Raw genomic sequence first — 24,249 nt, 5'->3', positions numbered from 1 at the left:
ATGTTATATCAACGCAGTAGCGCTTTATTTAATGAAGCAAAAAAAGTAATTCCCGGTGGTGTGAATTCACCCGTTCGCGCATTTAAAGCAGTAGGAGGCGACCCTATATTTGTAAAAAAAGCCGAAGGGGCTTATTTATATGACGAAGATGGCAATCGACTCATTGACTACATTAACTCATGGGGACCTATGATTTTAGGTCATGCACATCCACCTGTTGTGGACGCTGTTGTGACAAAAGCCAAACTTGGAACTAGCTTTGGAATGCCTACCGAAATTGAAACTAAAATTGCAGAGCTTGCCGTGAGCATGGTTCCTAATATTGACAAAATTCGTTTTGTAAATTCGGGTACTGAAGCATGCATGAGTGCCGTACGTTTAGCACGTGGCTTTACTGGAAAAGATAAAATTATCAAATTTGCAGGTTGTTATCATGGACATAGTGATTCCTTTTTAATACAAGCCGGAAGTGGTGCTGTAACATTTGGTGCTCCAAATAGCCCTGGTGTTACTGCCGGAACTGCAAAGGACACCTTACTTGCCGAATACAACAACCTAGCTAATGTTGAAAACTTAATTAATGCTAATAAAAATGAAATTGCTTGTATTATTATAGAACCCGTAGCTGGGAATATGGGATGTATTCCTCCTGTTAACGGTTTTTTACAAGGCTTGAGAGATCTTTGCGATAAGCACAATATATTACTCATTTTTGACGAGGTAATGACCGGATTTCGTTTAGCTCCAGGTGGTGTTCAAGAACTATTTAATATAAACGCTGATATTGTCACTTTTGGAAAAGTAATTGGAGGTGGACTACCTGTAGGTGCTTTTGCCGCACGTGATGAAATTATGAATCATTTAGCACCACTTGGCCCCGTATACCAAGCTGGAACATTAAGTGGAAATCCTTTAGCCATGGCTGCAGGACTAGCCATGCTTACCGAGTTAAATAACGACAAAGAGGTATTTAATCGTTTAGCAGAAAAAACAGCTTACTTACATAAAGGAATTGCCGAAGCTTTAAACAAACATAAGGTAACGCATACCATAAATAGACTTGGATCTATGATTTCTGTGCATTTTGATGCCGAACCTGTTATCGATTTCACTACTGCTGCTAAAGGAAATAATGATACGTTTAAACAGTTTTTCCATGGCATGTTAACTAATGGCATTTACATTGCGCCAAGCGCTTTTGAAACTTGGTTTATTACCGATGCCCTTAGCTATAAAGATTTAGACGAAACTATTGCTGTGGTTGAAAAAATAGCACCTACACTACATTAATTAATCTAAAAATAGACAGCATGGTTAAAAACCATGCTGTCTTCAATAAAAGAGTATTAAACTAGGAAAAACTAAAAAAGTACTTTTTTATAATCACTATTTAACTTATAGTGAAATTGTTTAGTGTTTTAATACAAAAAGTTAAGTGCAGTAATATCATTATTATTGAACTCTCCATTGACTCCTGCTCCAAAACAAGCGCTCATAATTGAACTTGGATCCTCACCTCTAGCTGTACCAGGTATAAATTCAGCTCCTACATTTGTTCTTCCTTCAGATACATTGCTTCCACAACTTGATCTACTAAACCAATCTGTGTGTCTTAATCCAATTGAATGTCCCATTTCATGTGTAATCACATGCTCATTTACATTGGCATTACTATCACCAAGACCGTATATGCGAATTAATTGATTTGGAAAACCTGCTCTGCTCGGAAAACCTGCTACTCCTCCACTTATCAACCTTCCTTGATCATCTCTTTCATTTGGGTTATAGTAAACTACCATATCAAAATCCCGAAAACCTCTAAATCCAAAATCTAAAGTGAAGCGTATATCTAAACCTAAATTATTGAAATTATCTATAGCTCTACGTAAACCTTCAACACTATTTTGAGGTAATGCAAATCTACCTTCGCTAATTCCTATAACATTGATGGTAGTTATAGCTGTTACCAAATTAAAGGTACGGTATTGCTCTCCAATAATTTCTTCTTGAACATCGAAGGACTTTAAATAAGATTCAGGTAACGCAATGTCTCCCTCTACTAAGTACCTTGACTCTGATGTACCATCGGGGAGTATAAAATCGGTTATTTCTGCGGTGTTAGCTTCAAATCCTAGATTTTTTAATTTGATTAAATCTGCAGTACTAATTGATGATGTTAGCTCAGTTTCCTCTTCTGAAACTGTATCGGTGTTTTCTGTCTCACATGATGTAAAAAGACCCAATAATAAGCTTGACATAATAAAGCATAAGTATGCCTTTTTTTTAATGAAAATATTCATAACGAACGAAATATTAATTAGTAAATTGTGTGTCTAGCGCTAGTACTGCTAAATTACAACAGACAAGCCTTCATTATTTATTTCTCATCAAAAAGTTTTAAAAACCTATTATTTTTTATTAAAAATACTTTTTTTATGATAATTTTATGATAAAATTTACATTTTAAAAAAAGAAAATAAATTTTAAATATAAATTTTACAACAAATTTTACATAAAAAATATTAAAAAAAATAAAATTTGACTCTAAAAATGCTATTTTTTGACAAAATTAAACTTAATGACTAAATTTAACATTAATTAAAAAATCCTCATTGTGTCAAAATTCTATCTCATTTTACTTTTTTTCGGAAGCCTACAAAGTTTCTGTCAAACATTAGCATGGACTAATTTTGTAAATCAACACCAAATTGAGAATAATGAGACGACAAAAAGGAAATATTACCTTATTAAAATACCCGATACCACAGACTTTAATAAACTTATAAATTGTTCGAATCAAATTCACATTATTCGAACTTTAGATAAAAACCACTGCATTGTTCATAATAGTAGTCATGAATTAAAGCAAATCCCCTATTTAAAATTCCAACCAGCTAACTTCAAATGGAAATTAATTAATCCACCCCTAAATAATTCCAAAGTTTCTTTCACCATTAAAACCAATAACACAGCACAATTAATTGCCGTTCTAAATAAAAATCGAATAAAAATTCACCATATACTTAAGGACTGTATACGAGTAAAAACTTCAAAAGAAATTATAACTAAATTAATCATTCCTTTATCCTATGTTTTATACGTGAGTACCGAGAGTTTTTCCCCCAATCAAGAAAGCCTAATTTCTGACTATAATTTTCATTCCAATGCCATTACGCTTCTTTCGGACAAATATCCCGAATTAGATGGTCAAAATTTTACTGTTGGAGTTAAGGATAATAAACCTTTTGAGAATGACTTTGATATTGGCAATAAAATAATAAGTTCCGAGCTAACTTCTGAAACCCAGGATTTACATGCCACTATTATGTCTAGTATTATTGCCGGTAATGGGACTAACGGACCAAATGCATTAGGTGTAGTGCCTAAAGCTAAAATTTTCTCTTCCAACTTTAAAAACCTTACTCCAGATCCTATTGCTATTCTAAAACAACACCAAATAACCATCCAAAATCATTCCTACGGAACAAAAGTTGAAAATTTTTACGGTTTACTCGCTTCCGATTATGATGCATACCTGTACCAAAATCCCGAAATAACACATATTTTTTCGTCGGGTAATGCTGGTAATGAAACTAATGGAATGTCTAACCTGACAGGAAACTTTAAAATGGCAAAGAACAGCATTAGTGTAGGTGCCCTAAATACGAATAACATCGTATTAAACAAATCTTCAAAAGGCCCTACTTTTGATGGTCGTATTAAACCCGAAATTGTAGCTTACAGCGCTGTTGGCACTTCAAATGCAGCGGCTTTGGTTTCGGGGATAGCTCAAAAATTACAGCAGTATTATTTTTCTAAAGAAAAAAAAACAGCTCCTTCCTATTTATTAAAAGCCTTATTACTAAATGGAGCAGATGATGTGGGAACCAAGGGTATTGATTTTGAATCTGGTTTTGGTAATGTAAATGCATTACAAAGTCTTGAAATGCTTAAAAACAGTCAATTTCTCCTAGATGAAATTAAAGCAAATGAGACTACCAATATTGAAATTTCAATTCCTAAAAACGCAGCACTACTTAAAATTATGCTAGTATGGAATGATCTGCCTTCCAGTCCTAATGATCAAATTCTATTAAAAAATGACTTAGACTTAAAGGCTATTACTAAAAATAAAACATTCCTACCCTGGTCTTTTTCATCCCCTTTAAATTCAAAAGAAAAACAACTTACTGAAACCGAAGACCATTTAAATCCTGTAGAGCAAATTAGTATTGAAAATGTGATAGCGGACAAGTACACCATTCAAATCAAAGCCAGCTCATTAATTTCCAATTCACAAAAATACGCCCTGGTTTATCGTTATGAATTAAAAGACCAATTTGAGTGGCTATTCCCAAATGCTCATAACAGAATAACTACTGCCGACATTAACACTCAATTTATACGTTGGAAGTCTACTTTTAAAAAAGGATCCACAGGCACTATTGAAGTGGATTACCACAACACCAACAACTGGATCGCTGTCGCAAAAAACGTCCCTTTTGACACATCCTTTTTTAAATGGTCTCCTCCCGAAATTACTACCCATAATGCTCGATTACGATTTATCGCCGATAACGAAAATAAAACCACATACACTACGGCTTCTTTTGAAATTGCTAAAAACATCACTATTGAACTAGGTTTTAATTGTAGTGAAAACCTTGAACTTCGTTGGAAAAAAAATGAAGCTATTGATTTTTACGAGCTTTACAGTATTAATCCTACCCAAAGCACTTCTGAATTTATTTTAAAAACTACTGATAGTTCGGCTATTGTTACTAAAAAAAATAGCCATCATTTATATTATTTAATTCCGCATACGAATGAAAAGGAAGCATTCACTAAAACCAAAACTATTAATAGCAATGATTTTGAAGAAAAGTGTTATTTCGAAAACTTACTCTTTTTAAAAAATAAATCCACCAACAACGGAATCATTAATGTACAACTTAACAGCTTATTTGAAGTAAACCAAATTCTATTATATAAAAACACTACACAACCCGAATTGATTGAAAGTAGGACTACTATTTCTAATTTGTTACAAACCTATGAATTATCCGACCTTACTAACATTACTGATTTTTTTTTCGAAGTCCATTTAACTAATGGTTCCGTAATTAACTCTGAAATTATTACACTCCCCAGTGAATCGACAACAGCACTAAACATTTATCCTAACCCTGTAAAGAGTAACGCCAACCTATTTATTGATTCAACTAATCCAAACACATTATATCTTTTTGATTTACAAGGAAAGCTATTACTACAAAAAAAGTTAACGAATGAAACCAACACCATTATTAATCTAAACATTTCCTCTGGAACCTATATTATTGTTCTTGAAGATTCATTGGGAAACACAACCGATCAGAAATTAATTGTGAATTAATCAACTAAACTTTATTCTTTTTAGTAAAAAAGAATTCTCAATATAAAAAATAACTAAAATGATAAAAAATCAACCTAAAAACCATATTACGTTAAAAAACAGCAACTAGGCTTAGTTTTTTAAGTATTTTATGTAGGTTTATTAAACCCGAATTATATATTGAAACTTTGTCATGAGGCCGTGATATACAATAAATACTAGTGTTTTCTTAATTTCAGCATAGCACCGTTATGGTTAAATTAAAAAATACAGTTTACGATAGTATTTGAAGTAGATCGCAGACGTAATAGATTTTTTAATATATAATTCGGGTTTACCACCACTTATATAAAATTACAATTATTTACACCAATACTATGAAAAATTACTCAAAAAAAATTGCCTTTTGGCTTACTTGCACCGCTGCTATTTCAGTGAATTCGCAAACCAAAAATATACTCGAAAAACCAACATCGTATCCAATTGCGGCCCACGGATTGATACTTTCTAATATGGATACTAGTGTTAGTCCTAAAGAAAATTTTTATCAATACGTTAATGGAAATTGGGAAAAGAACACTAAAATTCCTGACGACAGATCACGTTGGGGAGGTTTTGGCATTTTAAGAAAATCCACAGATAAAGATGTATTGGAAATTATTAGCGAAGCCAAAAAAAATAATACCTATGCTACCGGTACCGACCAAGCCAAAGCCTTGGCTTTATTTTATAATGAATTGGATTCTATTTCACGTAATAAACTAAGCTTATCACCTTTACAACCTAGCTTGGAAAAACTCTCCAAAGTAACTTCATTAGCAGAATTACAAAGCTTAATGAGCACCAGTGCGGTAATTACTACGCCTTTTATGGGAGTTTCTGCCTTTGCTGACTTAAATGATAGCTCCATTAACGCTGCCTACATTGGACCTAATGGTTTAGGGCTTCCAGATCGTGATTATTACACGGAGCAAGACGAAAAGTCTAAAGAAATTCGCAAAAAATATCAAGAGCATATAGCTAATATGCTTCAAAAATTAGGAGACAGCCAACAAGAAGCTGAAAAAGCAGCTAAAAAAATACTTGAGCTTGAAACTCAATTAGCCGAACCAAGATTTACCAAAGTAGAACGTAGAGATACGCGTAAATTAAATAACCCAATGCCTATTAGTCAAATTCAAGAGCTACTACCTGCTATTAAAATTGAAAAATTTCTTGCAGAAAATGGTGTTCCAAAAGCTACAGATACTTTAATTGTAACCCAACCTAAATACTTAAAAAAGTTGAATGAAATATTGACTAATACGCCTATTGAAGATATTAAAGCTTTGGTCAAATGGGATACGTTTAATAGTAATACGGGCTTACTTTCTAAAGAAATTGAGAAAGCAAATTGGTTATTTTACAGTAATTATTTAAGAGGCACAAAAAAGCAACGTGATGTAAGGGAACGCGCATTAGCTACTATTAATGGTTCACTTGGCGAAGCCTTAGGTAAATTATATGTTGATAAAAAATTCCCGCCTGAAGCTAAATTAAAGGCCGAAAAAATGATTTCAAATGTTATTGAAGCTTTTAAAAATCGTATCGAAAAACTAGAATGGATGAGCGATAGTACTAAAACTAATGCTATTCATAAACTTAATAAACTTACGGTTAAAATTGCCTATCCAGATAAATGGGAGGATTATTCGAAACTTAATTTAAATAAAGAAGATGGTTATTTTAATAACCGTATTGCCATTAGAGAATGGGAGAAACAAAAGAATATTGCCGAAATTGGCACACCTGTAGACAAAAGCAAATGGGGCATGGCACCACAAGTAGTTAACGCCTATTTCCATCCATTGCATAATGAAATTGTATTTCCTGCAGCTATTTTACAACCCCCTTTTTATGATTATTTAGCAGACGAAGCCGTAAATTACGGAGGGATTGGTGCCGTAATTGGACACGAAATTTCGCATGCTTTTGACGATAGTGGCGCGCGCTTTGATGCCGATGGAAACTTAAAAAACTGGTGGAGCGATCAAGATTTGGAACAATTTAATAAGCGTGGAAACAAGCTTGCTGAACAATACAGTGCCATTGAAGTACTGGATAGCTTACCTGTTAATGGAAAATTCACTTTAGGAGAAAATATTGGAGATTTAGGTGGTGTCCTAGGTGCTTATGATGGATTGCAATTATTTTTCAAAGAACATGGTAGACCTGGTAAAATTGATGGATTTACACCCGAACAACGCTTTTTTATTAGCTGGACTACCGTATGGCGTACCCTTACTAGAGAAGAAGCCTTACGTACACAAATAAAAACCGACCCACACTCACCGGGTATTATACGTGCTACACAACCATTAAAAAACGTGGATGCCTTTTACAAAGCATTTGACATTACTAAAAATGATGCGATGTATTTAAAACCCGAAGATCGGGTGAGGATTTGGTAGTATTTTTATTAAATATCTGAGAGATATTTTATTTAAAAAGTAATTCATCAAATTAAAAACAACTAGAAAAATCGCTACCGTGTAAAATTTACAGTAGCGATTTTTTTGTATATTATTCTAAGTACTCTTCATCGCAGTGTCTTGATCTTATATGAAAAGTCTTCTTAGATCCACCTATAGTAATTTCGAGACCAACACTTATAGGTCTACGAGTTCTAGAAGCTATACTTACTGTAGTAGGGCCATCTCGTTTAATAATAAAATTTGCATTAGTAGGCACTTTATTAACAACCCGATATGAAAAACTACTACCTGTCAATAAATTCACTCCGCCACTACTTGCACAAGGGCCATTATCTGGTCCAAATGTTATTTTATTTGCTCCAATTGGATTATCATAGCAAAAAGATAATCCTATCATTGTTCTTGATGTTCTAGTTACCTTTACACTTCTCCTGTAGGAACCTTGACCATTATCCAAATCCGGATTACACTTTACTCCAGATGAACCTACTGATTTAACGTCAAATTCAATTAAACAATTATTAGGATTAGGCACATTCAATCTTATTTTCCCTTCTTTAAAACCCAAAGTATAACGCACAGATAAAGTTCTATTATTTCTACTCCCTACAATACTCATCCCTTTACCTTGTACACTCCAAAAAACTGAAGATGGCATATCTCCTATTATAGAATACATAAGTACATCTCCATCAAATCTAATGGGAGTATCGGGAATATCAATTTCAGGACAATTTGAACCATTAACCACTAAATTATACACCTTTAGATCTGAATTAACAATTTCTAAATTTTGATCAATCTCTTGATCCTGATTAAGCTCTTCTTTACTACATGAAATAGTAAAAAAAAGGCATAACCCCCAGTAAACAATACTTTTAATTTTAACTTTCATAAATAAGATTTTTTAAGATTATACATAAATTTAGTACAAATAAAAATTCAAAAAAAACACAACTATCTTAAATACAAATATTTACATAAAAGAGTTAAAAAATTAAAAGTATACCAAAATTACAACAAAAAAAATATCACTTCATCACCTAATCAACTGACAAACAATTAGCAAACATTCAACTAGATTCAAATAATGGACTATAAATGAAGTAAAACAAGACTTACACTAGCTAGGAATTATACGAATGACCAATCCAAAAAAACATGGATGTCTTTTATAAAGCATTTGATAGCACCCAAAACAATCTATGTTTTAAATACCTGAAGAGTGAGTAAGAGCTTAGCTCTAAACAATCATAGCAACTAATAGAAATAAAAAACATCTATAAACGAAGGCTTCTTTTATTTTATACAATTCTATATTCATTTCATTATTTTACATATTTTCACACCATCAACTAAATAGGCAGCAAAACATAATGAAACAAAAATTATTAGTAGTATTTACAACTATTTTAAGCTCGAACTGCTTTGCACAAATTCTATTTGAAAAAGGATACTACATTGATAATTCTAACCTCAAGATAGATTGCTTTATAAAGAATATTGAGTAGAAAAACAATCCTAATAAATTCTTATTTAAATTAACTGAGAATGGAACTATTCAAACCAATAATTTAAATAGTGTTAAAGAATTTGGTGTTTATAGTTCCTTAAAATACCTCCGCAGCGTTGTTAAAATCGACATATCTAGTAACAATATCAGCAACTTAAGCACTAAAAGAACACCAATTTTTGTAAAAAAAGTAGTTTTTTTTAAAAGACTTTGGTTGAAGGTGGGGCTTCTTTATATCTATATGAAGACAAAAATGTTAAAAGATTTTTTTTCAAAAAACAATTTTCAAATGAAATAAAAGCCTTAGTTTCTAAAAAATACCTTACGGAAAATAATAAAATTGCAAATAATTTTCAATACAAACAACAGCTTTTAAACAGTTTAACTTGTAGTTCCATAACTCTAAAAACGATTAAAAATCTATTATACACTAGAAATAAGTTAATTTCTCTATTCGATAATTATAACACATGTAGTGCCCCAACTACTTATGTTAGTTCCTCAAAAAAACAAAGCAAAGATGTTATTAATATTACCTTAAGACCTAGATATAATCTTAGTTCATTTTTTATTAAAAATGCTTCTTTTAAAACTCGAAATGTGGACTTTGGCAATAAGTCTAGCTTTGGGTTAGGTATTGAAGTGGAATATATCTTACCATTTAATAAAAACAAATGGAGTATTTCTATTGAGCCTACTTATCAAGAATTTTCGTCCACAAGAAACAGTTTATTAAAAAACACAAATTTTAATGTTACTAATAGTATTAACTACAAATCAATTGAAATACCCTTAAGTTTGAGACACTATTTATAAATGAGAAATCAAAATTATTTGTCAATTTTTCATTTATAATCGATTTAACTTTAAAATCGGACTATCAATTTATCTTTAAAAACAACCTCGATATTAGAGATGATACTACATCCAGAACTAATTTTGCATTAGGTTTTGGCTATAAATTTAATGATAAATACAGCATAGAAATACGTCAACAAAGTGAAAGAAATCTTTTAAACAAAATATCAGCTGACACCTCTTTCAGAACTTTTTCAGTTATTTTAGGATATTCTTTATTTTAAACTCTTTTATAAGTTACTCTAAACTTTTAACACCCATTTGATAAAGCGTAAAGCTAAATACATCAACATATTTTTCTATAACATTAAACAATGATAAACCATAGCCATGACCACTATTTTTTTCTGTACGTAGCAAAATAGGATTGGCTTTATTTTGTATCCCTTGTAAAGTAGCCGCAAATTTATAAGAATGTACTGGTGATACCCGATCATCATGATCTCCTGTTAAAATAAGTGTTGCAGGATAAGTTACATTATCTTTAATATTATGAATTGGCGAATAACTTTTTAAAAATCTAAACATCTTTTTACTTTCTTCGGCATCACCATATTCATTCCATTTATCATTTAATTTATGATAACGTAGCATATCAAATAAACCCACAGCTGGTAATGCTACTTTAGCTAAATCGGGGCGTTGTGCCATTACTGCACCAATTAATAAACCCCCATTTGAGGCTCCCTTAATAGCAAGGTAATCTGACGAAGTATAATTATAATCTGATAAATACTTTCCTGCAAAAACAAAATCATCAAAAGAATTTTGTTTTTGTAAACGCATTCCATTCACGTGCCATTGATATCCATATTCTCCTCCTCCTCTAATATTAGGAACTGCATAGACCCCTCCTAATTTCAACCACAAAGCCATCCCAATTGAAAACTTAGGTGTTTTACTAATATCAAAACCTCCATAGGCATGTAATATTGTAGGATTTTTGCCAGTTAATTTCAAGTCTTTTTGGTGCGTTATACGCATAGGAATTAATGTTCCATCTTTTGATTTATAATAAACTAATTTAGTTATAAAATGATCTGGATTAAAATCAATAGCGGCTTTTCGATACGTTCTTAACGCTCCTGTTTTTACATTTAAGCCCACTATTAATGGTGGATTAATGTAATCATGATACCTATAATAGGTTTCTTTTTTATTAATCATAATATTAAAACCGCTTACACTTCCTTTGCCTGGTAGTGTTACTTTTCTAATACTTTGTCCGTTAAGATTATACTGTATTACCGTTACAGACGATTCTGTAATGTACTTCACAAAAAAGAAACCTCCTGCAGTGCTAATATCTTCAATTTTAAAACCTATATCTGGAACTACATCCTCCCAAAACTCCTGCTGGGGTCTATCAATATCTATTTTTATAAGTTTTCCATAATCACTACCTATATATGTTTTTAGGTATAAAACGCTGTCTATACTATGAACAACCTCTGTATTTCCACTATACTCAATTAAAGTTTTAAGTTTACTTTTTTTCTTAGTCAAGTCTTTTACTAGTAATTCATTTCCTGCATAAAGGGTGAGGTATTTCCCATCATTAGTAACATGTGCTTTAACATACTCATATTTTTTATTGTATTTTTTTCCAAAAATAAGTTCGTCTTCAGATTGACTTGTTCCTATTTGGTGATAATATATCTTTTGAAAAGGTTTTTCGGCCAAGCGATCATATTTAGAATAATAAAACCCCTGATCACCTTTCCATGCTATTTTCGAAAACTTAACATTTGCTATGGTATCATCAACATTCGTTTTAGATGCTACATCCATAATACAAAGTTTACGCCAATCACTGCCTTTTTCTGAAATGGCGTAAACCAAATACTTAGCCGATTTAGAAAATGCTGTTTCTTGTAATGAAGTTGTGTTATCTGCACTAAAGGTATTAGGATCTAAAAAAACCTCAGCCTCTTCTTTATTGTTTTTATATCGATACCATACACTACGATTTTGCAAGCCTTTAGTTTTATAAAAATAAGTATAGGCCCCGTGTTTAAGTGGTATGCTTTGTTTTTCATAATCCCATAAATTGAGCAACTTGCTTTTTAGTGTTTCTCTCAATGGAATACTATCAATATAAACACGTGTAAAATCATTTTGATCACTCACCCAATCTTGCACTGTTTTTGTTTTATCTTTTTCGAGCCATTGATAAGGATCCTTAATTGCTGTACGGTAATATTTATAATATACACTATCCTCTATTTTAGTTTTTGGATAATCATAAGATTTACTTTGTGCTAAGCACACTATATTGTTAAACACAATAACACTTATAAATATAATTTTGAAACTCATGTAATTTCTTAAAATATAAAAACAAAATTTTAGCAAAAAAATAGACCTTCTAAAAAATTAGAAGGCCTTGATATCTGTTAATAAAATAATTATAAATTTAATTGGCAGGCACCAATTCTAAGGTATAAGATGTTCCCACTTGACAACAACTACCAGAGTTAAACGCTATATTTAAGGTTATTATACCTGTACTCACATTTAAAACTGCCCCCAAATCGTCGAAAATAATTTGATTTGGAAAGTTTAATGAAGGTCCACTCACTGTAAGTATTCCACAAACATCAGTAAACCCTAGTTGTAATTCAACGCCTAAAATATTTGCTGTTGCATCACTAACCACATAACTTCCTGAAGATGGCTGTGTCACTTCAACTGTCTGTCCATTATTTGGGAAATCCGATAATGCAGCACCTGATACATTCTTGATATTGGCAGTATAACTACCTTCAAGCTTGGTTGGACATGAAACTGGATATGCTAAAAAAGGTACAGATAAAGGATTATTCCGTATATCTAGTCCTACAACAAAACTCCCCATTTCATCAATGATTTTAAACTCTAAACCATCTTCACTTACAAATTGAGCACTGATCAATAAATTATCCCCTAATCCTATATCGTCAACGCTCAAGCCTTCAAACTTATCGATCAAATCAAAAAAAGACATCCTCACTTGTTGTGGAAAATTCGCATCTTCTATCAATATGGTCGAAAAAATTTCTGCTTCATTTATAGATTCAGTTATTGGGTCATCTACTCTAGTATACACCCCCACAATATCTCCTTTTGTGGTTAATTCTCCAAAACCAATTGATACATCAAAAACAAAATCAAAATCCTCACCTGCAGATATATTATTAAAATCTGCTAATTTTACAGCTTCTTCAGGTATTTGAAAATTTGGCACCACACCTTCTATTAAATCAACCTTAGATTCCCCTCCATCATTTTCACATGATGTGATAAATAAGGTTAACATTAGAAACCCAATAATTATTTTACATATATTTTTCATACAATTTTCTTTTTAGTTATCCCAAAATATTTTATACTCGGTTGCATTTTTTTGAACGGTAGGTGAATTTCTATTTGAGTTTAACTCTGATTGTGGCCAAAAAAATGATAATTGAAAACTTCCATTTAATGTTGTATCAGAGTCCCTTAAAGGAAAACCATCTCCGTTATCTAATTGATATTCTTGCGTAGAACTCAATGGGTTTGCTATTACAGGGTAACCTGTTCTTCTCAAATCATTATATTGATCTATAGGATCGGCAAAAGTAGCCACCCATTTCTGAGTCATTATTACTTCTAATTTCTTTTCGTTATCACCAGAATTAAATTCTTCCATGATTTTAGTAATAAAATCTGTAACACCTGTTGAGCCAGATAATACAGGTACGTTTTGCGAAGTCTGACTTTCCGATACAACCTTATCAACTTTTGACATACTTGCCATTATTGCCTTTTCAAGCTGAGTCCCAGGATCACCAATCATTAAACCTACTTGCATTAATTCCGCTTGCACATATAAAAACTCATCATAAGTAAACATTCTACGTGGCGCTATTGCTGTCCCATTTCCTTGCCCATTTGTTTTGGCACTCAAACCCGTATTATCATCATATAAACCTCCACATGGAAATATTCCTGGGTAAGTAGCATCACCATCTATTGCTGCATCACGAGCTGGTCCAACGCTTCCAAATCTAATAGAAATAAACCCTGTAGCTTTGTCCCAATAGTCTGCATTTGGATTCATAGTATCTTCATCACCTTGATCTCTTGGAAACTCTCCATCTTTCAATTGACTTAAAAAATAATATGGTAATCTTGGATCTGGATTACTAGTATGTATAGTAGGATTGGTTCCTATCAAAATTTCATAAAACCAAGGACTTGCATAGGTAGTAAATTGACCAGCATTGTATGAATCTCTCCAAAGATTATTACGCTCATCTCTAGGTGAAATAGCTCCTGTATGCTTAAATTCAAAATCATCTCCATTATCAGTATAAAAATTATCTTCAGCTAGTAAACTTCTAAATCCATCTTGCACTTCAGGAGTATTAAATAATTCTGATAAACGAATTTGGTTGTATAATTTTAATTGGAATGAATTAGCAAATCGCAACCACTTATTTTTATCCCCTCCATATATTAAATCTGCATCATCAATAGATGTATTTTCATCAGAGGTAATATCAGTTTTAGCTTCATCAATAATTTTCAGAACTTCCATATATATGTCTTGCTGCTTATCAAATGAAGGAGAAATAATTCCTGCTTCTAATTGTGTAGCTTCACTAAAAGGTACGTCTCCCCATAAATCTACAGCTGTAGACATTAAATAAGCTTTATACAATTTTGAAATCCCCAAATAAAAACCTTCACCAGATGCTATTGACTGAGATGCTAGTGATTCAATGTCTGTCAACAGTGTGTATATATTATCCCAATCATTTCTTGGTCTCAAGTCATCAGGCTTAACATTGTATTGATCTTCATCCTCCCTTGCTGTCAATTGATGTGTGTATACTTGTAAAATATTTCCTGACCATAACCTAAAATCTCCAATTGTAGCTGTTGTAACTTGAATATTAGATAATAATTGTCCATTTGGAGCGATTGTTGGATTATCAATATCCTCATTAACATCTAGATAATCATCACAGCTTATTGTTAAAATGCTCAAAAAGAAAATTGTTATTAACTTTATGTAAGCGCTATTTTTTCTATTTATTTCCATAATATTTAAAATGATGCGTTAATTCTAAATCCATATCTTTTTGCAGTAGGAGCTGCTGACACCTCCACCCCTTGTAGTCGTCCTGAACCAAAACTTGTAACCTCAGGATCAAAATTGGTATATTTTGGTACATTAGGAGCAAAATACCACAAATTATTCCCTACTGCACTTATACTCAATCTCGAAAAAGGTAATTTAGAAAGGTATTTTCTTGGCATATCATAAGTTAAACTTAGTTCCCTCAATCGATATACAGTTCCATCGTAAATACTTCCTTCATCAACCGTGTTTATGCCAAATGTATTAGCTCCTGAAGGAGAAAAATATAATTCATTAGTACTTATCTGAGTAGTATTAGGTATTTTGTTATCCTCAGCATCTAAAATTAGATTCCCATTATTATCTCCGTAAAATCCTGGTATTACAACCGATCGCTCTCTGTTTTCAGTATCTCTAGTCACCCCTCTTCCTAATAAAGAATTAATACTTACTGATGAAATATCTCCTCCTTCTTTCCATTCAAATTGAGACCTTAATGAAAAACTTTTATATTTAAACGTATTGATAAAACTAATTCTAAAATCTGGATTTGGATCTCCTACTACTGCTGGATCAACATCTGCTACAATACCACCAGTTGCTCTGTCAATTAAAAAATTACCTTCGTTGTCTCTAGCAAATTTAGTTCCATAAAACACACCAAACGGTTGTCCCTTTATGATATGGGGAATTTCGCCTGCTTGAATAGGGATTACATCAACCCCTTCTACAATATCCGTAACTTCATTTACGTTTTTTGTAAAGTTAGTTATTGAATTCCAACTAAAATCTTTTGTTTTAAATGGCGTAAGGTCAAGTCCAATTTCAAAACCAGTGTTTTCCAATGTAGCTGCATTCGTATTAAAATTCTCAAAACCAGAAGATATTGGAATAGGAATTTGCGCAATTACATCTTCTGATACTTTTTTATACCACGTAAAATCTATACCAATTCTTCGATTAAAAAATTCAAGATCTGTACCCAACTCAAACTCAGAAGTAAATTCAGCTTTTAAATCAACATCAGAAAAATTTGTTTGATTACCTATAACTGGCACTCCATTAAAAGCATTTCCATTATTGAAAACCCTTGATGTAAATTCTGCATCAGCTGCGGCACCAACCAATCCGTATCCTCCCCTAATTTTACCGTAAGTTAATACATCCGAATTTAAGTTAAAGGCACTTGTAAAAATTAAAGAGGCATTAACCGAAGGATAAAAGAAAGAGCTATTTTCTTTTGGCAAAGTCGATACCCAATCGTTTCTCCCTGTAGCATTAATAAATGCATAATCTTTATAAGCAAATTCAATTTCTCCAAAAACACCAATCTGTCTACTTCTAGTACTTCCAAAATCATTAGTCCCGTCATTATCAGCATCTCTAACTGGACCAGAACTTAATGTATTCTCTATATTATATATACCTGGAACAACTAATTCTACTCCTTCAAAAACTTCAGCATCAGTACTTTTTTGAAGTAAATTATGACCCGCTATAGCTCTCAAACTTAAATCTTCTGTTATATTAAAATTATAAGTAGCCAAAAAAGTGGATTCAATATCTTCATTTGTAAAACTTTGTTCTCTAATAGAACCTAAACCTCCATCAGCTCTAGAACCAATATCTCGTATTTGTGTTCTATCTAATTCATATTTATTTAAACCTAATCGATATGAAAAAGATAACTTATCAGTAGCTCTGTAAGAGAAATTAAAATTAGCTACAGTTCTATCAGTATCTGTAATAATCTGGTTACGCTGCCAAGACCAAAGTGGATGGTCATAACCCGTATTTGGTATCACTGATCCTCCATTGGCATCAGTAAAAGGCAAATTAAAATCCCAAACTCTTCCTAACCAAAGTGCTCGAGCAAATGACGAGGCTCCGTCTCCTAATTGATTATTCCCTAAAAAAGGACCGACTTGTTGTGTATCAGAGTATGACATATTCCCTCCAAAAGATAGTTTTTTATTCAACTTAAAATTACCCCCAACACTTATACTATTTCTGTCATATGTGTTAAAAGGTATATATCCATCCTGATCTAAATCAGAAAGTGTCATGGTAAAATTGCCATCCTCGCCTGAATATCCAATATTAATAGAATTATCTAATACAACACCTGTCTTGAATAAATCTTTCACATTATCTGGTTGTGCTTCGTAAGGAATTCTATTAGGTAACAAACCTGGAAAAGCAGTAGATATACCATTCCATACTGGTATTGTTTCCAAGGAATCAAATCTAGGTCCCCATGAACCATTCACATTTTGATAACCAAAATTAACACCATTTCCATAGGTATTTTGATATTCTGGTAAATTTGCTATATTTTCAAAATAAGTCCCTGAACTCACAGAGATATTTAATTTTTTCTTTGAAGTTGCATCACTACCTGTTTTTGTTGTTATAATGATTACACCATTAGCTGCTCTGGAACCATATAGCGCTGATGCTGCAACACTTTTCAATACAGTTATAGAGGCTATATTATTGGGATCTAAAGATGATAATGCAGACTCATAAGGTCCTCCATCGATCCTAGAACTTGATGTTGTTACTTCATCATTACTGTAAGACACTCCATCTACAATCACCAATGGTTGTGTAGACTTTATTATGCTTGTTGCTCCCCTTATATTAATCTGATTTGCTGCACCAGCAACACCTGTAGAAAAATTCACATTAACACCAGGTACTTTCCCTGCAATTGACCTTACAAGGTCAGGTTCTGAATTTTCAGTGACTTTTTCTGCCTTAATACTCGTTACTGCATAACCGACTTCTTTTGGGTTTCTTTTAATTCCAAAAGCTGTTACGACAACTTCCTCCAATGACTCAGTATCTTCAAGTAATTGAACACTTATAGCTGATTGATTGCCAACTAAAATATTTTGAGTCACATACCCTACATAACTAATAACAATAGTATCTGCATCAGATACCTCAATAACAAATTTACCATCAAAATCGGTAACCGTTCCACCTGGTTTGTTTTCAATAAAAACATTAGCTCCAGGTAGTGGTAATCCTGATTCATCCGTAACCGATCCTGCTATTGTTCGGTTTTGAGCTAAAGTAATTTGAATAACTAACAAAAATAAGCCAATAAATAGCTTTGTAGTTTTTTTATGCATAATGATAAAGAATAAAAATTAGACTATATAAAGAGACTCAATTATTCCCTTATACCCAAAAAACAACTGTCAAATTCCTACAATTTTAACACTATAACGTTTTAATAAGCAAGTATTTAACAAGATGTTAATATCTCAAATAACCTCCTCAAATTTGAGCAAATTGTTGATTTCACTAGTCTTTAAGCTTCTTTTTTTTATATATATTCAAAAATTGGATTAAAATTAACTTTTGTTTTTACTATGCGCGCACAATAATTTTAACACTTTTTTTAACAAAAAAACCTACAAAATTTTGCAACATCCTATCATTTTTGAAGTCCAAAATTCATTTTTCTCTCTTTAAAAGTGGCAAAATTTACTAAATAAGGATCTAAAAAGAGTAAAATTAACATCACCCATTAACAAAGTATCATCGTTTTTAAAAAAAACATAACACTATTACAACAAAAAACAAAAATCGTTGAATTTTATTTACTCAACATAAAATAAAATTGACAACGACTTTTAAAATATTGATCTTTATTATATTACGCACAAAAAAACTATACATAAATAAAGAAACATTGTTTTAGCATAAAAACTTGCTCTTTATCTTTTTTACCTTAAAATAAACTCATTCTTCAATATAAATATGTAAATACTATCCATGTCTATAAATAAGGTAATCACCACATTTTTGTTCCCTATTTTGAGAAAATTCCATTTTTAATTTAACCCGAATTATTAACCTTTTGGATTTGGATTTTGATCTCCGGGGTTTATACTTGGATTTGCATTTAACTCAGCTTCTGGAATTTGAAATCTAAAATTATTACTATTCGCTGGAAAATTTAATTTAGCAAAATCTTTATGATTAGATCCTTCATAATCTCTTTCCAAAGGAACTTCTAATCTTTTCATATCATACCAAGCAAAACCTTCCCCCCACAATTCAATTCTTCGTTGTAAATAAATCTCATCTAGCAAATCCTCCCCTTTGTTTTTTGATAATTTATATTCAGGATCCCTAGTTGATACTAACTCAAATAATAGTTGTGCTGATTCGGTTTCATTTCCCATTTGTGCTAATGCTTCTGCCTCCATAAGGTACATTTCTGCAGCCCTCATGTATACATAATCTCCTTCAAAAGTAGTTTTGTCCACAAATTTTTTATTTGCATAAGCAGGTATTGCTGGAAATTGTTCATCACCATCGGGACCTACAAAAGCTTGTTTCCTCAAATCTGTATCAGATATTGCACTGTAAAGCCTTACATCAATTAACTTAAATCCTCCAGATCTACCCGCATAACCATCTGAAAAACTATCAAAATGAGAAAAGAAAGACGCAATACCTGTTGATGTTTCTGCATTAATATCCGACCCCCACATCCATTCATTATTTGTAATATCTGAAAAACCACTTTCCAGCCAATCACCACCTGTCATTAATGTGTAACTTTGCTTTGCTTTATTCGCATTTAAGGATGCCTTTTCCCAATCTTGAACTTCTAAATATACCCTTGCCAAAAAACCATATACAACGCTCTGATCTATTGTTTGTTTATTCCCTCTTGAAAACCCTTCTAATAAGACAACTGCTTGCTCTAAATCTGGAATAATTTTATCATACACGCCTTTAACAGTTCCCCTTTCTTTTCCTTCAAAATCAACTCGATTAGGTACCGGGATACCTAAGTCATTTTCATGACCTTTGTAGGTAAATGCATAAATTCGAATCAAATTAAACAGCGAACTTGCTTTTAATGCTAAAGCTTGGCCTAATACAGCATCTTGATCGGCATCTCTTACTACATCCTTTAAGGTATTTATTACACTATTAGCATCTGCAATAATTTTGTAATAGGTGTTCCATATTGCTAATGACCTAGTACTATTCTGCACTCTTGATCTGTAATCATGCCAAAAAATATACCAATTAAAGCTATTGAGTACTATGTCATTACTCATCATATCCAAGCCCGCTTTAATCCCCATATTACCATAATCTGTATGTGAACCTGTTTTTCCTACTCCAGCTTCTCTTAATTTTACATAAGCTCCTTTTAAAATCAAATTTGTTGCCGATGATACTTGCCCTAATTGCTCTCCACTGGCGAATCTAGTGGGTTCGGTATCCAAAAATTCCTTTTCACAACCGCATATAACAAAAATGAATACTGCAAAATTTATTAATTTATTTTTTTTCATAACTTAAAAATTTAATGTTAATCCTAATGAAGTAGCTCTAACCAAGGAGTATTCATTAATTGCATTTCCTGTTACACTTAATCTTGGATCATAACCTTTTCTGGTTTTTGTCCACAAGAATACATTATTTGCTGCTACATAAATTTTAGCTGATGTTAATTTGAAAACACTTAAAATCTCCTTAGGCAAATTATATCCTAGACTTACATTTTGTAAACTTAGGTAACTGGCATCTACTAAAAACAAGTCAGATGTAGTTGTTTGATCATTGTCTGTAGTGTCTATTCTTGGTAAAGGCGCTGATTTCCTTTCTGGTGTCCAAGTACTTGTTACCACATCCCGATGTAAATTATTCCCAGGCGAAGTAGCATTCCCCAGTAAATCTTGATATATCCCATCATAACCATAACCTCCTATTTGATAAGCAAAACCAATATCCAATAAAAATTGCTTGCATCTAAATGAAGTTGAAAATCCCCCATACACATCGGGTATTGCCGACTTGCCAACGAAATATTCGGTTGCTGTAGCACCATCTTCGGTTGTAATTCTGTTTCCTGTTGGATTGCCTGTATTTGCATCTAGTTCATCTGTAAACCATATTGCTGCTCCTGTATCTGGGTTTACACCTGCAAATAACCTTGTAAAATAATCATATCGCGATTTCCCTTCTTGTAACCTAAAAATTCCACTATCAATAAATTCATCTGGTAATTTGGTGACTTTGTTTTTGAAATGTGTCGCATTTATATTTACGGATAAATCCACATTTGGAGTGCTAATAATGTTGGCGCCTAACTCAACCTCTATTCCTTTGTTTTCCATATCGCCAACATTTGAAGGTATAGACCCCACACCTTCCGAAAGTGAAACGGGATCATAAAATAATAAATCTTCAACATTACGTTCAAAATACTCTACACCTAGATTTATTTTATTACTGAATAAACCTAATTCGAAACCTGCATTTATATTTGTAGAAGTTTCCCAAACCACACTTTCTCTCCCCTGTACTTGACCTAAAGCAAAAAATGAAGCTGCAGGACTTCCATCACCTGAATTTACAATATCAAACTGATCTAAAAATGGGAAGTAATTCCTATTGTCTCTATCTCCAACTGAAGTTCTGTTTTGTTCATACAAAAGTGCATCATTACCTTGCTGCCCCAAACTTGCCTTTAACCTTAATATGCTTATCCAATCAACATTAGCTATAAAAGCCTCTTTATGAACTGACCAAGCAACACCTAATCCATAAAAGTTTCCCCAACGGTTCTTTGACGCGAAAACAGACGAACCATCTCTTCTAAAACTTCCATTCAAAAAATATTTATCGTCATAATCATAGGTTAATCTTGACAAGTAACCTTCGACTCTGTAATTGGCTTCATACCCACTTAAAAATTGCGTATTTGTCCCATTATCTAAAACTGCGGTATCTGGTAATGCCACATCGGTTACTTGACCTGCCAAATACTTAAAAGTATAATCGGTACTTTCGTGACCAATCAAAGCTGATATAGAATGTTTATTAAAATCCTGCTTATAATTCAATAACTGTTGATTAACTAAAGTTGTTCCATTAGTTGCTCGGCTGGTGATTAAGCCATTAACTCTTTGTGCATCCCCCCCTACAGGTGTATTAAATTGTGTAACATTCCCACTAACGATATCAATAGAATAATTATATCTGAAATTAAAATGTTTTAAAAAATCAAATTCCAAATAGCTTCTCCCCGAAATATTATCAAAAGTATTATCACCAATCCCAAATAAGGTTGTTGCGATAGGATTGGTATTTGCTGTAAAACTTGGTCTAGTTCCTACAAAGTCATCATCCCCGGTTCCAAAATCAAACTGTCTATTCCCAGCTTCATCTAAAACAAAATTCCCCTTTGAATCCCTACCGTATACTGGATAAATAGGAGCTACATTTCTGGCCCACCCAAATAAATTACTCACTGCGCCACTCCCCAAACCTAATAAAGGTGAATCCTGTTGCGTACGTGCATAATTCGCATTTATACCCAATTTTAACCATGATTTGGGAGTGTGATCTACGGATAAACGTGCTGTCACCCTTTCAAAGCCCGAATTAATGGCAAAACCTTCATCATTCAAATGACCCAAAGACAAAAAAGTTGAAGTCTTGTCCGATGCCCCTCGAACACTCAAATAGTTTTCTGTCCTAACTCCTGTTTTGAAAGATTCCTTTTGCCAATCGTCATTATATAAAAGTTGCGCATCTGTATTTAATTTTCCTGTAGTAGGATCTATCAGTTGATCATTGGGCACATTATAATTATTATAACCCAATCCTCGACCTCCATCTATCAACCCCTGACTGGCTTTTTTTGCGGCATCTTCGGGTGTGTCACCTCCATTAATTAATCCTATTCTTATTCTATTATAATAGGCTTCATAATATTCCTGCGGTGTTGATAAAATATCATACTCTGGAACTGCTCTCGTATTAAAACCCACTTTTGAATCAATACTGACTGATAGGCCTCTCTTTCCTTTTTTTGTGGTAATAATAATTACCCCATTAGCTCCTCTACTTCCATAAAGTGCATTTGCTGAAGCATCTTTTAAAAAAGAAATTGATTCAATATCCTGTGGAGCAATTGCACTAATGCTTCCATTATAAATAGCACCATCAACTACTATAAGTGCTTGACTTGATGAATTAATGGAGCCAATTCCCCTAAACCGTATACTAGGTCCACTACCAGGCTGTCCATTTTGTTGTATAATTTGTACTCCCGCAACTTTACCTGTTAAGCCTTGAATAACATTGGCTGTTTGCACTTGATTTACTTCTGCTGATTTAATTGTTGTAACTGCACCGGTGATTTCTTCTTTTTTTTGTTTTCCAAAAGCAACCACTACAACTTCTTCTAACGATTCACTATCCTCTAATAGCTTCACATCAATAATTGAATTATTTGCAACTAAAATTTTCTGAGTTAGAAAACCTATGTAACTAAAAATTAATGTATCATCTACTGCTGTTTCAATAACAAACTTACCATCAAAATCAGTTACTGTACCTGCTGCTTTATTTTCAATAAAAACATTGACTCCAGGAAGTGGTATCCCGAAATTATCATAAACCACTCCCGATACCATTTGATTCTGTGCTAAACTAATTTGAAAGATTAACAACAATAAACCTAGAAACGTTTTCACTCTTTTTTTGTGCATAATAATTAAGAATAAAATTAGACACTGTAAAGAGACACAATCAATTCAGAATTAACAAAACACAATCAAAAACACCTACAAAACATACATAATGCTGACTTATTGACAAAAACTTAACATTTTGATAATAATTATGCAAAAACAATGATTTTTTATAAAAATCATTGTTTTGATTAAATTAAAGATTAAACTTTTGGAGCAATTTTCAATATTTTAACATTTAACAAAAAATTAAACTTCCCTTAATTTTAACTTTTATTTTTATAGTTTTCTCACAGAATTTTAGGTACTTCTTTTAAACAAAAGATTGTTTTTTTAACTTAATTATTGTTATAAAATTAAAAAAACAACATATTAACACGTAAAAACAAACACATAACACT

The 24,249-nt window shown here is 32.4% G+C and carries 12 protein-coding genes; 4 read left to right on the top strand and 8 right to left on the bottom strand.

Features of this window, described 5'->3' with window-relative positions:
* Positions 1 to 1,290, top strand: a complete 1,290-nt coding sequence (hemL, locus tag KQA_RS0210000) for a glutamate-1-semialdehyde 2,1-aminomutase (RefSeq protein ID WP_010180679.1) — start codon at positions 1 to 3, stop codon at positions 1,288 to 1,290.
* Between the two features lie 128 nt (positions 1,291 to 1,418).
* Here hemL and KQA_RS0209995 read toward each other — a convergent pair whose 3' ends face one another.
* Complete coding sequence (locus tag KQA_RS0209995; protein WP_010180677.1) at positions 1,419 to 2,258, bottom strand: M57 family metalloprotease; 840 nt, start codon at positions 2,256 to 2,258, stop codon at positions 1,419 to 1,421.
* Between the two features lie 356 nt (positions 2,259 to 2,614).
* Here KQA_RS0209995 and KQA_RS0209990 point away from each other — a divergent pair, with 356 nt between their 5' ends.
* Both KQA_RS0209990 and KQA_RS0209985 read left to right on the top strand, forming a co-directional pair.
* A complete protein-coding gene (locus KQA_RS0209990; RefSeq protein ID WP_010180675.1) occupies positions 2,615 to 5,395 on the top strand; it encodes a S8 family serine peptidase in 2,781 nt (926 codons plus the stop codon).
* Positions 5,396 to 5,751: 356 nt separating this feature from the next.
* On the top strand, positions 5,752 to 7,824 hold the full coding sequence (locus KQA_RS0209985) for a M13 family metallopeptidase (RefSeq protein ID WP_010180674.1): 2,073 nt from the start codon (positions 5,752 to 5,754) through the stop codon (positions 7,822 to 7,824).
* 112 nt (positions 7,825 to 7,936) lie between these two features.
* Here the strand turns inward: KQA_RS0209985 and KQA_RS0209980 are convergent, their stop codons facing one another.
* The gene (locus tag KQA_RS0209980) at positions 7,937 to 8,743 is read right to left on the bottom strand and encodes a hypothetical protein (protein WP_010180672.1); all 807 of its coding nucleotides are present in this window, start codon (positions 8,741 to 8,743) and stop codon (positions 7,937 to 7,939) included.
* 828 nt (positions 8,744 to 9,571) lie between these two features.
* On the opposite strand from KQA_RS0209980, the gene KQA_RS20530 reads away from it, so the two are divergent.
* Entirely contained in the window at positions 9,572 to 10,177 is a 606-nt protein-coding gene (locus tag KQA_RS20530; RefSeq protein WP_010180669.1) for a tRNA modification GTPase, read from the top strand.
* A gap of 279 nt (positions 10,178 to 10,456) precedes the next feature.
* Here the strand turns inward: KQA_RS20530 and KQA_RS0209970 are convergent, their stop codons facing one another.
* The 6 genes from KQA_RS0209970 to KQA_RS0209940 all read right to left on the bottom strand — a co-directional run bounded on the left by KQA_RS0209970 (position 10,457) and on the right by KQA_RS0209940 (position 23,851).
* On the bottom strand, positions 10,457 to 12,538 hold the full coding sequence (locus KQA_RS0209970; RefSeq protein ID WP_010180668.1) for a prolyl oligopeptidase family serine peptidase: 2,082 nt from the start codon (positions 12,536 to 12,538) through the stop codon (positions 10,457 to 10,459).
* Between the two features lie 97 nt (positions 12,539 to 12,635).
* Positions 12,636 to 13,553 carry a hypothetical protein gene (locus KQA_RS0209965; protein WP_010180666.1) on the bottom strand — a complete coding sequence of 306 codons (918 nt, stop codon included), beginning with the start codon at positions 13,551 to 13,553 and terminating at the stop codon, positions 12,636 to 12,638.
* Positions 13,554 to 13,565: 12 nt separating this feature from the next.
* Positions 13,566 to 15,233 carry a SusD/RagB family nutrient-binding outer membrane lipoprotein gene (locus KQA_RS0209960; protein ID WP_232285879.1) on the bottom strand — a complete coding sequence of 556 codons (1,668 nt, stop codon included), beginning with the start codon at positions 15,231 to 15,233 and terminating at the stop codon, positions 13,566 to 13,568.
* A gap of 59 nt (positions 15,234 to 15,292) precedes the next feature.
* The gene (locus tag KQA_RS0209955; protein WP_010180662.1) at positions 15,293 to 18,466 is read right to left on the bottom strand and encodes a SusC/RagA family TonB-linked outer membrane protein; all 3,174 of its coding nucleotides are present in this window, start codon (positions 18,464 to 18,466) and stop codon (positions 15,293 to 15,295) included.
* A gap of 726 nt (positions 18,467 to 19,192) precedes the next feature.
* Entirely contained in the window at positions 19,193 to 20,659 is a 1,467-nt protein-coding gene (locus KQA_RS0209945; RefSeq protein ID WP_010180660.1) for a RagB/SusD family nutrient uptake outer membrane protein, read from the bottom strand.
* A 3-nt stretch (positions 20,660 to 20,662) separates the two neighbouring features.
* On the bottom strand, positions 20,663 to 23,851 hold the full coding sequence (locus KQA_RS0209940; RefSeq protein WP_010180658.1) for a SusC/RagA family TonB-linked outer membrane protein: 3,189 nt from the start codon (positions 23,849 to 23,851) through the stop codon (positions 20,663 to 20,665).
* Positions 23,852 to 24,249: the final 398 nt, after the last annotated feature.

This window comes from Aquimarina agarilytica ZC1 (assembly GCF_000255455.1).
Taxonomy (GTDB): Bacteria; Bacteroidota; Bacteroidia; order Flavobacteriales; family Flavobacteriaceae; genus Aquimarina; species Aquimarina agarilytica.
This window is presented reverse-complemented; position numbering and strand designations above follow the sequence as displayed.